This window comes from Rhodococcus gannanensis (assembly GCF_042681175.1).
Lineage (GTDB): Bacteria > Actinomycetota > Actinomycetes > Mycobacteriales > Mycobacteriaceae > Rhodococcus_G > Rhodococcus_G gannanensis.
This window is the reverse complement of record NZ_JBHUFB010000012.1, coordinates 38,230-52,031: the sequence shown is the minus strand read 5'-3', so window position 1 is coordinate 52,031 and position 13,802 is coordinate 38,230. Positions and strand designations below refer to the sequence as shown.

Sequence of the window (13,802 nt, the reverse complement as noted above, 5' to 3'; positions counted from 1 at the left end):
TCTCACTCCTTCGTCGTCCTCGGCCGCCGCCAGCCGATGGTCTTGGTTTCCAGGTACTGCTCGAATCCCTCGAGGCCGCACTGTCGTCCGACGCCGCTGTTCTTGTAGCCGCCGAACGGTGCGTCGGCGCCGTAGAACATCCCGCCGTTGACACCGAGCGCGCCGGTGCGGATGCGGCGGGCCACCGCCATGCCCCGCTCGATCGACCCCGACATGACGGCCCCGGCTAGGCCGAAGGCGCTGTCGTTGGCGATCCGCACGGCCTCGTCGTCGTCCTCGAACGGAATCAGCACGACAACCGGACCGAAGATCTCCTCCTGCGCGATCGCGGAGCTGTTGTCGACACCGGTGACGACGGTGGGTGCCACGAAATGACCGCCCGACAGGTGATCCGCGAGCCCCGGCACGTCACCCCCACCGACGCGGAACTCGGCGCCGTCGTGACGTGCCCGCTCCAGGACCGCCACCACGCGGCTCTTCTGCGCGGCGCTGATCAACGGACCCACGAACGTCCCCGGCAGCGCCGGATCACCCACCGGAATCGCCGCGTACGCGGCCGTCACGTTCGCGACGACCTGGTCGTAGAGCGAACGGTGCACCAGGACACGGGTGTTCGCGGCGCAGGCCTGCCCGGCGTGCGCGCACGCACCGATCGCGGCCATCGTCACCTTCGCCGGGTCTGCGTCGTCGAGGACGATCAGCGCGGACTTGCCGCCCAGTTCGAGGAACGTGCGCTTCATCGTCTCCGCGCCGACGCGCATCAACTGCCTGCCGACCGCGGTCGAGCCGGTGAACGAGACCAGGTCGACGCGGGGGTCGGAGGCGAGGAGGCCGGCGACCGCGTTGTCGGGGGTGGTCACGACGTTCAGCACGCCGGCCGGGACATCGGTTCGTTCGGCGACGAGCCTGCCCAGCCGGGCCGCGTTCCACGGGGTGTGGGGATCGGGCTTGAGCACCACCGTGTTTCCGGCGGCGAGAGCAGGGCCGAGTTTGTTGAGGATCACCTCGACCGGGTAGTTGGACGGCGTGATCGCCGCGACGACGCCTGCGGGTTCCTTCGTCACCACGCGGACGTTGCGTGGGCCGAACAGTCCCCCGCCGTCGAGGGTGCGTTCCCACGGGAAGTCGTCGACGAGCGACGTGGGGTAGCGCAGCGCGTCGGCCAGTGGCCAGTCGAGCTGGGCGTCGGCGGTGGACATCACCGGGCAGCCGACCTCGGCGACGAGTTCCTCGCGCAGGTCCTCCTTCTCGGACTCGAGCGCGTCCTGGAGTTGGAGGAGGCACCGCTTCCGCAGCTCGCGGTCCCTCGACCACGCCGACTCGTCGAACGCTCGTCGCGCGGCGCCGATCGCCCGGTCCATGTCGACGGCGGTGGCTGCCGCCGCCTGCCCGAGGACCAAGCCTGTCGCCGGACTGTGGTTGTCGTACGTCGCTCCACCGGTGGCCTCCACCAGGTCGCCGTCGACGAGCATCCGCGCCTCGCTCCTGGCGGCCGCACGGCGTCCCAATTCGACACTCGTCACCGCCTCGGTGCCCACATCCGTCACCGCATCCTCCTCATCCGAAAGTCACCGCGTCAGCACCATCGACGCGCACTGTGGTCCGAAGCCGTTGGCCACGACGGACACCCGCGCCCCGGGCACCTGCCGGACACCGGCCTGGCCGCGCAGTTGCAGCACGGCCTCCGCCAGGAAGCTGAGCCCGTGCAGGCGGCCCTCGGCCAGCTGGCCGCCTGTGGTGTTGAGCGGCAGCGCTCCGCCGGGGCCGATGGTGTCGCCCTTGTCCACCCAGTCCCCGAACTCGCCCGGTCCGCAGAAGCCGAGTGCCTCGGTCCAGGAGATCGCGATGTGGGTGAACCCGTCGTACAGTTCGGCGACGTCGACGTCGGCCGGTGTCACGGTCGACTTGCGCCACATGGTGTCGGCGCACGCCTGGGTGCCGCCGAAGACGAAGTCCGGGGTGTAGGTCCAGTCGGCACGACGACCCGTCCCCATCGAGCTGGCGTCGATGAGCACCGTCGGCTGCGCGAGGTCGGCGGCCCGCTCGGCCGTCGTGACGACCACGGCGCAGGCGCCGGTCACGGGGTAGTCGCAGTCGAGCAGCCGGAGCGGTTCGGCAACGAACCGGGAGCCGAAGTAGTCGTCCGCGGTGACGGGGTCGCGCAGGACCGCGCGCTCGTTGAGCGCGGACCACTTTCGCGCTCCCACCGTGACGTGCGCGTACTGGTCCTCGGTGCCGCCGAACTCGGCGAGTCGACGCTGCTTCCGCATCCCCATGACGGGGATGACGCCGCCCATCACGCCGTACGGCAGTTCGAACTGGGCAGGCCCGGCGGCGGTGGGCAGTCGCTGCCCGCTCATGGTGCCCCATTCGCGGGTCACCGACCGGACGACCAGAGCCACCTCGCACGCGCCGGACAGCACCGCCATTTCGGCGCCGAGGGCGGCGGTGATCGCCGACGGGCAACGGGCGGTGTAGTCGGCGTAGGTGGCGAGGTTCTCGATGCCGAGCATGCGCTGGATGTCCTGGGCGCCCTCGTCTCCGGCGTACTCGAAGATCCCCTCGACGTCGCGGACCGCGAGTCCGGCGTCCGAGATCGCCGCTCGGCATGCGTCCACGACCAGTGGCCGCACGTCGACACCCTTCTCCCGGTGGATGGTCGAGTATCCGACGCCCACGACCGCGGCACGGGTTCGACTCATGCGGTCCCCTCCTCGCGTACGGGCCGGAACTGCGGAATCCGGAACTCCCCGCGGTCCTCGAACACCACTTCCAGCGCCATGTCCACCACCAGCTCGGACGGATCCACCTCCACCAGGTTCGTCAGAATGCGTATCCCGGGCGCGTCGTCCAGTTCGGTCAGCGCCAGCACGAGCGGACCGGAATCGGCATAGGCGGGATGGAATGCCTGGTGCAGCACCGTGTACGCGTAGAGGCTCCCGCGACCACTCACCGGAACCGGGATGCTCGCACCGACCGGCCCGGGCACTCCCTCCGCGACGGGTTGCGGCGGGAACTGTAGGACGTCGCTCCCTTCGAAGCCCTGCACCACCAGTTCGCCGCGACAGGCGGCCTCCCAGTAGAACGCGGTGACCGCATCGGGAATCGGAACCGACTTGTCCACCTCACGCCTCGCTTTCCCGGGTTCTGACACTGTCGACCGGACGTCTCACTGTAAGTCTTACAGTACTATCAATCAACAGTGCAGAGACACGTCTTCGGAAAGGGGACTCGAATGTCCGATCTACTGCGTGGTGTCGTCGTCGTGGAGCTCGCATCGTGGACATACGTCCCCAGCGCGGGAGCGATTCTGCGCGACTGGGGGGCCGACGTGATCAAGGTCGAGGACACCCGCGGCGGCGACCCGTGCCGCTACCTCACCGTCGGGGGCCTGCAACCCGAGGATTCCCGAGTGAAGGCCAATTTCATGATGGAGATCGGCAACCACGGCAAGCGCAGCATCGCCATCGACGTCAAGACAGAGGAGGGGTTCGCCATCCTCGGTAAGCTCATCGCCAAAGCCGATGTGCTGCTGACCAACTGGCTACCCGGCGCCCTGGACCGGGCGGGTCTGACCATCGAGAAGATCCGCGAGTTCAACCCGAACGTGGTCATCGCACGCGGCAGCGGGCAGGGTCCGGCAGGTCCCGATCGCGACCGCGGCGGATTCGACGCGTCCGGGTACACCGCCCGCGGCGGCGTCGCCTACGCGCTCACCCCCGACGGAGCGGAGTTTCCCTTCGCGCAGGGCCCCGCGTTCGGCGACCTACAGGGCGGCAGCACCCTCGCCGGCGGCATCACCGCCGCGCTGTTCCATCGCGAGCGCACCGGCCACGCGCCCGTCGTCGACGGTTCCCTGCTGGCCCAGGGGATGTGGGCCGTCGCCCCGGACATCGCGGCGGCCGACTACTTCGGCATCGACCGCATCCCGCCGTACGCCCCCGGCGACGCCCCCAACCCCGCGGTCAACCGCTACAAGACCCGGGACGGACGCTGGGTGCAACTCGTCTTCCTCCAGGCGGACCGGTACTGGCGCGGGTTCTGCGAGCGCATCGGCCGCCCCGATCTCGCCGACGACGAACTCTTCACCCCACTCGCGAACCTCACGCTGAACAAGGACGAGGCGACGGTCGTCCTCCGCGGGATCTTCGCCGAGCGTGACCTCGTCGAATGGCAGAAGATTCTCGGCGACGAACCCGGCGTGTGGGCGACGATCGCCTCGCCCGCGGAGGTGCTCGACGATCCGCAGGCCGTCGCGAACAACTACCTGATGAGCGTGCCGGACGCCGACGGCGCCGTGTACCGAACGGTGGCCGCCCCCGTCCAGTTCGACCAGAAGCCCGCGACCCCGGCCCGCTCCCCGGAGCACGGCGAACACACCGACCAGATCCTCGAGGAGCTGGGCATGTCGTGGGACGACATCATCGCCGCGAAGGTGTCCGGCGCGGTCCTCTAGAACGTCGGGGCCGGCACCCCCTGGGGTGCCGGCCCTGACGCGATGCCCTCGGTCAGCGGGACCGGGCGTAGCTCGGTTTCCCGAGCCCCAGTGCGTGCTGCGCGATCATGTTGCGGAAGACGTCGAGGGTGCCGCCGTAGACGCCGCACAGCGGCGCCCACCGGAACAGGTAGCCGCTCGCACCGTCGTCGATCGCGCCGTCCGTCTCGATCGGCAGGACGGACGCCGACCCCAGCACATCCATCAGTTCGGGTGCGACGTCCCGCATCGCCTGCGCCAACGCCACCCGGCCGTACATGTTCGGGGTGCTGAGCGCGGACTCGACCCGGGCGACACTGTGTCCCAGCCGGTACGCGACCGATCCGTCGTCGACTCGGCGTAGTCCGGTCACGTCCTCTCGGCCCACCACCGACGACACCCGGTCGAGCACCGCAGCCATGAACGAGCCCTGGTGCTGGAGGATCGAGACGTCCGACAGTCCGTCCGGATTCGGTGCCGTGACGCCGTGCTCGGTGTCCAGTGGACCGCGGAGCACTGTCCAGCCCTCGTTCACGTCGCCGAGCCGGTACCTGTCGGGGACACGCACGTTGCTGTAGTAGACGATGTTCGTGCGGTCGCCGTCGACCGTCCACAGCGGCTGGATCTCGATGCCCGGCAGGTCGAGCGGCACCAGGAACATTGTCAGACTCTTGTGCTTGCGGGCGTCCGGATCGGTGTTGGTGATCAGGAAGACGTACTGGCAGTTGTGCGCTCCGGTGGTGAACATCTTGGAGCCGTTGACGATCCAGTCGTCACCGTCGCGGACCGCGCGTGTCTTGCAGGTCGCCACGTCCGAGCCACCGTCGGGTTCGGTGTATCCGAGGCACAGACGCACGTGGCCGCTCATGACCTTCGGCATCACCTCGTCACGGATCTCCGGCGACCCGTACGTCTCGACGGACCGGGCCACGATGAGGGTGGTTCCCCAGGTCACCCAGGGGACATGGACGCGCCGCTTCTCCAGTTCCCACAGGCGCCGCCGAACCCTGTCGAAACCGCCCCTGTCCTCGGGGAGGTACTCCCGTTCGAGGTAGCCGGCCGCGCCCATCGCGAGGTGCACGGCCTCGTCGAAGTTGTCGCCGGTCTCGCGATCACGGCGCCGAACGTCGTCGGTGACGTGTGTGTCGAGAAAGTCGCGGATCTCGTCCTGGAAGGACTGCTCGTCTGCGGTGAGTGCAACGCGTGAAAAGTCCATCGATACTCAGCCTTTCACCTACACCGCAGCGACTGCGGGTACGGACGAAACATCAACGGGACGCGAGGCGACCAGGTGCGCGACCCGCTTGGCCGTCGCCGCCGGGTCACCGCCAGCCAACGCCCAGCCACGTGCCCGGACGAGGTACGCCGTGGCCGCGGCCTCGGTGGTCACGCCGAGACCGCCCTGGACGTGCACCGCGAGAGTCGCCGCGCGAGGCGCCTCCTCGGCCATGAACACGAACACCGCGCCCGCCAGTTCGGGTCGCACCTCCGGCTCGACGTCGAGGAACCACGCGGCCTTGCGGGCAAGCGCACGCCCACCCTCGACGGTGATCGCCATGTTGGCCAGCGGGTGCGAGATCGCCTGAAGTGACGAGATCGGCACGCCGTAGGTGTAGCGGGTGGTCGCGAACTCGGCCGCGATCCGCATCGTCTGCTCCACCAGGCCCACCAGCGCGGCTGCCGTCAGCACGCGCCACTCGTCGAGGGCACGCAGGTACGCGGCGACGGCGTCGGGTCCGCTGGCGACAACCGTTCGGGCGCTCGCGGACGCCGGATCCACCCACGCCATCGGCAGTTTCCCGAGGTTGTCGACCCGCGACGGCGTGTTGTCGAACGTCAACAGGACGACGTCGTCGCCCTCGCGCACGACCACGTGATCCGCGATCGCGCCGGCAGGGACGAGCCTCGCCCCGACCGTGACGTCGAACTGCGCGTCGACAGCGACGATCCGCGCACCCGACACGACGTCGCCCGCGGCACCAGCGGCGCCGAGCGCATCCAGCCGGGCGAGAAGCCTCGAGCCGACCACGTGGTCGATCCACGGAACGGGCGCGAGCCACCGCCCGAACTCCTCCGCCACCAAGGTCAGGTCGACAAGGGTCGCGCCGTCCCCTCCCACGTCTTCGGGCAGCGCCATCGAGGTCGCGCCCGTTCCGCAGAGCCTGGTCCAGAGGTCGCGGTCGAATCCGGTGCCCTCCGCTGCCCGCACGGTCTCGATGGTCGAGTGCTGTTGGAAGAACTTGGCATACGCGGCCTGCAGGTCGGTCTGGTCGGCCGACAGGCTGTAGTCCTCCCTGCGCAGTTCGTACCGATCCATCGTCAGTTCTCCTGTTCGATTGCGTCGGACCCGAAGAAGAACTCCCGGGCGTTGTCGTGGAGGTACTTGTCCAGAACGTCCGGCGGCAGGTCCAGCGCCCGCGCCTCGGGAACGACCCGGCGCATCGTCAGGACGGGCCAGTCCGACGCGTGGATCACCTTGTCGGAGCCTCGGGTTCGCATGTAGTGCACGAGGGATTCGGGCAGCCGTTTCGGCGACCACGCCGACGTCATCAAGCGCAGGTTCGGGTACTTGACGAGCAGTCGGATCGCGACATCCCACCACGGATCGGCGCCGTGGATCATGCAGAGCTTCAACTCCGGGAACCGCACGCAGACCCGGTCGAGATGGATGGGGTTCTGCACCTCACCGGGAATCGGAGGCCCGGGGATCCCGGTGTTGACGCAGAGGGGAAGCTCCAGTTCTGCGCACTTGGCGTACAGCGGGTAGTAGACGGCGTCGCTCGGCGGGTACATGCCGTCGCCCCAGAAACTCGGCCCCACCGCCGCATACGACACCGGCAGGTCGGCGACGACCGCGGCCAGGTCGCGCAATGATGCGACGGGGCGAAGCAGGTCGACCCCTCCGATGCCGAGCGAGAACCGGTCGGGGTGCGCCTCGGCGAACTTGCGTGCGGTGACGGACGGTTTCGCCAGGGAGTCCATCAGGATCGCCCGGCGTACACCCTGCTCGTCCATCTCGTCGAGCAACTCGGCGAGATCGACGGGGGCGAACATGGACGTGGGGCCCTTGAAGTAGTTGTCCCGGACCGCCGTCATCCATCCCGGCTGCTGCTGCGTCTCCCCGAAGTGGACGTTGACGAGGCAGTCGATCACGTTGCGTGACATGAACACTCCGTGTTATCGGGCGACGGACGGAACGGGGACACCCAGGTACTCCAGCGCGTTGGTGCGCATGACCTTCTCGATGTCGTCGTCACTGTTGAGCGGCGACAGGTCCTTGGCGTAGGAGACCGGAGTCTCGAGCCCCTCGCCGTGCGGCCAGTCCGAGCCGAACAGGATCCGCTCGACACCGATCACGCCGGCGAGCCGCTTGACGTCCTCCTCGTAGTACGGAGCGACCCATACGTGCTCACGCAGTTCCTGCACCGGGTCGGCGGCGAACGCCCGCGGGTACTGGTTGGCGAGCTTGCGCAATCTCTTCGCGAGCCGGTGCACCCATTCCGAGCCGTTCTCGATGCTCGCCACGCGAAGTCCGGGATGCCGCGTGAAGACTCCGTGCACGATCAGCGACGCGATGGTGTCGTGGATCGCGCGGTCGTCGGTGACGATCTTGTCGAAGGGGTCGGTGAAACCGAATCCCTCGAAGTTCTCCTTGCCACCCCACATCGCCGAGATGGTCAGGTAGCCGCTGTCGCCGAGGTGGAAGGCGACGGGTACGCCGGCCTCGGCGAGTCGCGCCCACACCGGATCGTGGTCGGGGTGGCCGAGTGACCGGGGCTTGACCTCGCCGGGGACGGGCGCGGGACGGACGTGCACGAGGCGCGCGCCGCGTTCCAGTACGAAGTCCACCTCCGCGGCGGCGGCGACGGGATCGGCGAGCGAGATCATCGGGGCGGCGTAGACGTGGTGGTCGGGGCGGTCGAATCCCCAGTCCTCGTCCAGCCACAGGTTGAAGGCGTGCAGGGACGCCATGGTGGCCGGGATGTCCTTCTTCAGCGCTTCCTCGACACCGCACCCGAATGTGGGGAACAGGAAGATCGATTCGAGCTGCTGACCGGCCAGGACCTTCAGCCGCGCATCGCGGTTCTGGTACTCCGGCCGAAGGTCGAGCTCCTCGACCTTCATCAGCGACACCGGGTCGACGCCCTCCGGAACCTGGCCGCGGAACATCAGGTCGAGGCAACCCGGTTCGATGATCGGGTCGAACGTCGGGTTCGGAATGAAGTGGTTGACCCGTTCCCCGATGACCGCGACCGAATGCCGCCCGTCCTTCATGATCTGAACGCCCCGGCGCCGGAACTCTTTCGGCAGGTGCCGGGTGAACGCGTCGAGCGGTTCGTAGTAGTGGTTGTCGACGTCGATCGACAGGTAACCGAGCTCGTTCATGATGTCCTCCGGGTGCAGCTCGTCGGTGGTCGATGGTCGGTGTGCTGTCAGGACAGCGGGGGAAACTCCGGGGTGCGCTTCGCAAGGAACGCCGTGATCCCCTCGATCACGTCGGGCCGGGTCAGCGACTCGGCCATGGCCTTCTCCGCGCGTTCGGTGGCCGATGCGACGTCACTGTCGACGTCGGCCGCGAGCTGGCCCTTGATCACGCGATGCGAGGCCGGAGAACAGTTCGCGGCGAGGTCTTCTGCGTAGCGCAGTGCGCGCGGCAGCAGCTCGTCCGCCGCCACGACCTCGGTGACCAGCCCGAGCCGCTGCGCCTCCTCTGCGGGGAAGGTGCGCCCGCTCAGCAGCAGCTCGCGTGCCACACCGGGTCCGGCGAGCCGCGCGAGGATCCAGGAGATCCCGTGTTCGGCGATCAGGCCCCGTCGCGCATAGGGGGCGGCGAACTTCGCGCCGGCCGCGGCGAATCGGACGTCGCACATGAGTGCGTGGGTGAGTCCGATTCCCACGCAGGCCCCGTTGATCGCGGCGATCACGGGCTTCCGAAGTTCGAGAAGGAAGTGCGGCGGCCGGTCCCCCACCACCGCGCTCACGTCGACATCTCCGTCCAACTCCCCGAGCCGGTCGAGTGATCCCATGTGAGCGCCTGCGCAGAAGCCCCTTCCGGCGCCGGTGATCACGACGACCCGCACGTCGGGGTCGGCCTCCGCATGGTCGATGTGCCGGTAGAAGTCGGCAGCGATGTCGGCGGCCCACGCGTTGAGGCGGTCGGGCCGGTTGAAAGTGAGCACGGCGACCCCCGTCGCGGACCCCTCGTACCGCACCGCGGGCTCACCAACCATTTTCGACATACTTACTGTATACCTATCGGTAGTGTGTTCCGCAAGGCTTCGGGCCGCATGGTCAGGCTGGTCACCGCGCTGCCACCGACACCGGGACGTTGTGCCAACCGCCGACGTTCTGCATGGCGACCCGGGTGCACTTGCCGAAGTCGACCTCGTACTCCGGCATGAAGTCGAGGAGCCGTTCCAGCGCGATCGCACTCTCCATGCGCGCCAACGACGCGCCGAGGCAGCTGTGGATCCCGAGGCCGAATGCGAGACTCGGCGCACCCATTCGATCGCGGTCGACGTCGAGGACGTCGGGGTCGGGGAAGACGTCGGGGTCACGGTTCGCCGACCCCAGCATGAGGAAAACGGGCTTGCCCGCGGGGATGGTCACGCCGTGCAGCGTGACCTCCTTGAGCGAGTAGCGGACGTTGTACTGGTTCGGCGACTCGTACCGCAGGAGTTCCTCGACGGCGTCGGGAATCCGGTCGCGTTCAGCCTGGAGCTTCTTCCACTGGTCGGGAAACCGGGCGAACGTGACCATGGCGCCGCCGATCAGCTTGGCCACGGTCTCGGCGCCGGCGCCGCCGAGCAGGGACGCGAACATCGCGATCTCCATGTTACTCAGGGTCGGCGGCTCGTCGTCCTCACGCTCGATCTCCGCCTGCACCAACCTCGTGATCATGTCGTCCTGTGGGTTCTTGCGGCGATCCGCGGCCAACCCGTAGTAGAAGCGCGTGAGCTCCACGACCGCGTTGAAACCCTTCTCCGACATCTCCATCTGGCCGACCTCGCGGTACAGCAGCTCATCGGTCCACAGTCGTACCTCGGTGCGCGACTCGGTCGGCACGCCGAGCATCTGCGAGATGATCTCGATCGGGAAGAGTGCCGAGAAGTCCTGCACGAGATCGAAGTTCCGCGCATCCACCTGCCCGAGGAAGCGGTCGATCTGCTCCTCCGCCATGGGCCGGAGTTCGGCGATCGCCCGCGGGGTGAACACCTTGCTGACCAGCCTGCGCATGTGCCGATGCTCCGGCGGATCCAGCACGATCAACGACTTGTGCGGCGGAATCTTTCCCTCCCGCACCGTGGCGAGATCGATGCCGTACGCGGAGGAGTACGTCTCGAAGTCCCGGTATGCCGCGGCGACGTCGGCGTGGCGACTGAGCGCGTAGAAGTCGTATTCCTCGCTGTAGTAGACCGGCGCCTCGTCCCGCATGCGCGCGTAGGTGTCGTACGGGTCGTCGAAGAACTCCCGGGAGAAGGGGTCGAAGACGAGCTTCGTGTCGGTCACGGCATCCTCCTGTGCTGCATCCCCGCATTGCGCCGGGGTCGCCCGAAGCTTTACTGTAAGTCTTACGATAGTGCCATACAACACCTGCAGGGAACGGAGATCCCATGGGAGCGACACAGCGGAGAGTCGTCGTGATCGGCGCCGGATCCGGTATCGGTGCGGCTACCGCATCCCATTACCACGGTCGTGGGGACCATGTTCTCGCCGTTGACATCCGGCCGAACGAGACACCGGCCTCCGAGCATCGTCAGGTGGATCTCCGCGACGCCGACGCGGTCGCGGCACTGCTCGAGTCGATCGGTCCCGGCTGGGATCTTCTCGCTCACGTGGCGGGCGTGCCCGGAACGGCGCCGGACAGCGACGTGCTGAGGATCAACTACCTCGGCGCCCGCCTGATGGTCGAGGGCATGCTGCCGTTGCTCAACCCGGGCGGCGCGGTGGTGGTGGTCGCCTCGACGGCGGGCATGGCCTGGCAGCAGCGACTCGACGCCATCGAGGGACTCCTCGCCGCCGGCGACGCGGACGCCGTGGACCGGTGGCTCGCGGACCAGGAACCCGGATACCCCGCGTACAACACCTCGAAAGAAGCGGCGCTCGCCTATGTGAAGCGCGTCAGCGGGCCCGCGTGGGCGAAGTACGGCGTGCGCGTGAACTCGGTGAGCCCGGGGCCGGTGGAGACACCGATCCTCGCGGACTTCGAGGAGTCGATGGGCAAGGACACACTCGACTACGTACGCACCACGGTTGGCCGGCACGCGACCGTCGACGACATCGTCCCCGCCATCGACTTCCTCGGCTCCCCCGAGGCGCGCTGGCTCACCGGCCAGAACCTCGAGGTGGACGGCGGCTTCCTCGCCTCCATCGTCGCGGGTGCACCGATCGAGCTGTGAGTCAGAACGGTGGCGGCTCCGGATCGGCCGGCAGGACGAGAGCGCTCGGCCGACCGGCACGTCGCCCGAGAATACGGGGCCGCAATCCTCCAGCGGCTGGCGTGCCGGTCGCGCCACCGGGGAGCGTCACGACAGCGGATCCGAGTGTCGAGGTCCAGAGCAGGGCGTGACCGGCAATCCCGTGACCACCGACGGTGACGACCTCCCACAACCGGAGCGTCTTCATCTGATGGTGAAAGGCACAGAGACACTGCAGGTTCGCGACGATTGTCCAGCCACCGGCGCGAGGATTGCGAACGTTGAACTCGACGATGTGGTCGAGTTGGCACTGCTCAGCGGGCCGGCGACAACCGGGGAACCGGCAGTGCCGATCCCGGGCGCGCACGAGCGCCACGGTTTCCGCATTGGGCCGGTACGTCAGCGCCCCGGCTGGCGGGGCGTGCAGTCCGCCGTGCCCGTCTCGGTAGACACCGTTGGCGAGACCCGGGTTCGCGCGCACGGCTGCGAGAATTGCGTCAGCCATCGTCCCGACACTCGACGACACGACCCGCGCACCGTCGAATTGCGAAACCGTCAGCGAGTCAAGGCCGCGTGGTCGTGATGCACCCGGGCTGCTCGTACAAGCCGTCGGGGCCAGGCTCGACAACGCAGTGTCCGTGCCGTCGTCTCTGTCCATCGAATCCGGTGGCGATGCGGCCGGCGCCGGAACCCGCCCCGCGGGCGAGGCGCTTGCCCCGAGCCAGGAACGACCGCACGCAATATCGCAGTGGCTCGCCATGCTCGCTTCCTTCGTCGCCTGGCCCGGCTTCGGGATGGCGTGGATCGTCGGCATGATCGACGAGGCCGAGTTCGTCAGCGAGCTCGTGCAGTTCGATGAGCATCGCCTGCCACGTCCCCGACGCTGCGAGCTGTCGTGCCAACTCCGGATCGATCAGTCCGTGCCCGTGCAGGTACGCCGGCTCGGACATCAGACCGAGCAGGGTTGCGACGTCGAGAGTGATCTGAGTCAGAGGTGCGCGCCGCCCGGGCAGCGCATCACCTTTGGGTGCATCGCAGTCGTCTCGCCCGCATGTGCACGCCAGGTACGGCTCTCCATGTACCAGTGCGAGGATCGAATCGACCAACTTCTCCTGGGCGCCGCGTCGGTCCTGCGCGCACACGGTTCTCGCGAACTCACCGAGCAGTTGCATGACCGCCTCCCCCTCCTCGGGGGACACGGTCACCTCCACAGTCGCGCAGCCGCGACCACGCCGTTTGACGATCCGGCGCTGCCACGCCTGCGGGTCTCGCGCTGTTCGGCCACCTCAGCGGGCGCACACGCCAGAGCAAGGCGTTCGATCTCGGTGGCCAGTGGCCCTGGTGACAGGTGCCGAGCGGACGCGAGCAGATGCGGTTCCAACACCGCGAGGGTTGCGACCGACAGACCGGTCGTCTCCCGGGAGATCGCCCGCACCCGCGCCAGATCCAGATCACCGGCTTCGAACGCAGCCCGCGTCCTCGGCAGCCGCAACCTGAGGTCGACGCCCAGCGCCGCCCATGATTCGGCAATGGCCTTCGAACATCCCAGTCGGACAGCCAGTTCCGCGATTGCCGCGTTCCCGCAGTCTGCGATCTTTCCCGACCCCAGTTCCACGTCCCGTTCGATCGACGCATCCCACAGTGCACCCGCAGCCAGCACCTTCCGGGCCGCCGCCCGATTCTCGGCCCGGCTGGAGTCGTTGATCTCAGCCAGCAACGCCACATCGACCGCAGTCACCGCTGGCGCAGACAATCCGGGCCGCGACCTGCGGTCGCGCGACCCTCCACCCCTCAACTCCACCCCTGAGTCGAACATACATTCGACTATAGTCGATCCCACCGACAAGTTCGGCGGACAGACAAACGGATCGACCCGCGCAGCATCCTCGGGAAGTAGCGCAACCACATCA

General features: G+C 68.1%; 14 protein-coding genes. 3 read left to right on the top strand and 11 right to left on the bottom strand.

What is annotated here, in order from left to right; genetic code table 11:
* Nucleotides 1-2 precede the first annotated feature (2 nt).
* From ACFSJG_RS15080 to ACFSJG_RS15070, 3 genes are read right to left on the bottom strand one after another with little or no spacing between them, the layout of a single operon-like run.
* Nucleotides 3-1,547, bottom strand: coding sequence for an aldehyde dehydrogenase family protein (locus ACFSJG_RS15080; protein ID WP_378486052.1), 1,545 nt, complete (start codon nt 1,545-1,547; stop codon nt 3-5).
* Between the two features lie 21 nt (nt 1,548-1,568).
* The gene (locus ACFSJG_RS15075; RefSeq protein ID WP_378486051.1) at nt 1,569-2,702 is read right to left on the bottom strand and encodes a thiolase family protein; all 1,134 of its coding nucleotides are present in this window, start codon (nt 2,700-2,702) and stop codon (nt 1,569-1,571) included.
* On the bottom strand, nt 2,699-3,124 hold the full coding sequence (locus tag ACFSJG_RS15070; RefSeq protein ID WP_378486050.1) for a Zn-ribbon domain-containing OB-fold protein: 426 nt from the start codon (nt 3,122-3,124) through the stop codon (nt 2,699-2,701). The genes ACFSJG_RS15075 and ACFSJG_RS15070 overlap by 4 nt, the downstream gene beginning before the upstream one ends.
* Before the next feature lie 111 nt (nt 3,125-3,235).
* Between ACFSJG_RS15070 and ACFSJG_RS15065 the strand changes: the two genes are divergently transcribed.
* Nucleotides 3,236-4,456 carry a CaiB/BaiF CoA transferase family protein gene (locus ACFSJG_RS15065; protein WP_378486049.1) on the top strand — a complete coding sequence of 407 codons (1,221 nt, stop codon included), beginning with the start codon at nt 3,236-3,238 and terminating at the stop codon, nt 4,454-4,456.
* Nucleotides 4,457-4,508: 52 nt separating this feature from the next.
* Here the strand turns inward: ACFSJG_RS15065 and ACFSJG_RS15060 are convergent, their stop codons facing one another.
* From ACFSJG_RS15060 to ACFSJG_RS15035, 6 genes are all read right to left on the bottom strand, one after another.
* Nucleotides 4,509-5,690, bottom strand: a complete 1,182-nt coding sequence (locus ACFSJG_RS15060; protein WP_378486048.1) for an acyl-CoA dehydrogenase family protein — start codon at nt 5,688-5,690, stop codon at nt 4,509-4,511.
* Nucleotides 5,691-5,708: 18 nt separating this feature from the next.
* Nucleotides 5,709-6,791 carry an acyl-CoA dehydrogenase family protein gene (locus ACFSJG_RS15055; protein WP_378486047.1) on the bottom strand — a complete coding sequence of 361 codons (1,083 nt, stop codon included), beginning with the start codon at nt 6,789-6,791 and terminating at the stop codon, nt 5,709-5,711.
* A 2-nt stretch (nt 6,792-6,793) separates the two neighbouring features.
* Nucleotides 6,794-7,639 (bottom strand): amidohydrolase family protein, encoded by an 846-nt coding sequence (locus tag ACFSJG_RS15050; RefSeq protein ID WP_378486046.1) that lies wholly within the window; start codon nt 7,637-7,639, stop codon nt 6,794-6,796.
* A 12-nt stretch (nt 7,640-7,651) separates the two neighbouring features.
* Entirely contained in the window at nt 7,652-8,860 is a 1,209-nt protein-coding gene (locus ACFSJG_RS15045; RefSeq protein ID WP_378486045.1) for an amidohydrolase family protein, read from the bottom strand.
* 47 nt (nt 8,861-8,907) lie between these two features.
* Nucleotides 8,908-9,714, bottom strand: coding sequence for an enoyl-CoA hydratase (locus tag ACFSJG_RS15040; protein WP_378486044.1), 807 nt, complete (start codon nt 9,712-9,714; stop codon nt 8,908-8,910).
* A gap of 61 nt (nt 9,715-9,775) precedes the next feature.
* Nucleotides 9,776-10,984 (bottom strand): cytochrome P450, encoded by a 1,209-nt coding sequence (locus ACFSJG_RS15035; RefSeq protein ID WP_378486043.1) that lies wholly within the window; start codon nt 10,982-10,984, stop codon nt 9,776-9,778.
* Nucleotides 10,985-11,088: 104 nt separating this feature from the next.
* Here ACFSJG_RS15035 and ACFSJG_RS15030 point away from each other — a divergent pair, with 104 nt between their 5' ends.
* Nucleotides 11,089-11,874, top strand: coding sequence for a coniferyl-alcohol dehydrogenase (locus tag ACFSJG_RS15030; protein ID WP_378486042.1), 786 nt, complete (start codon nt 11,089-11,091; stop codon nt 11,872-11,874).
* Nucleotides 11,875-12,040: 166 nt separating this feature from the next.
* Nucleotides 12,041-12,475, top strand: a complete 435-nt coding sequence (locus tag ACFSJG_RS15025) for a hypothetical protein (protein WP_378486041.1) — start codon at nt 12,041-12,043, stop codon at nt 12,473-12,475.
* Here the strand turns inward: ACFSJG_RS15025 and ACFSJG_RS15020 are convergent.
* Nucleotides 12,456-13,097, bottom strand: a complete 642-nt coding sequence (locus tag ACFSJG_RS15020) for a DUF222 domain-containing protein (RefSeq protein ID WP_378486040.1) — start codon at nt 13,095-13,097, stop codon at nt 12,456-12,458. The genes ACFSJG_RS15025 and ACFSJG_RS15020 overlap by 20 nt on opposite strands.
* Nucleotides 13,094-13,630, bottom strand: a complete 537-nt coding sequence (locus ACFSJG_RS15015; protein WP_378486039.1) for a DUF222 domain-containing protein — start codon at nt 13,628-13,630, stop codon at nt 13,094-13,096. Before ACFSJG_RS15015 ends, ACFSJG_RS15020 begins: the two co-directional genes overlap by 4 nt.
* Nucleotides 13,631-13,802 lie beyond the last annotated feature (172 nt).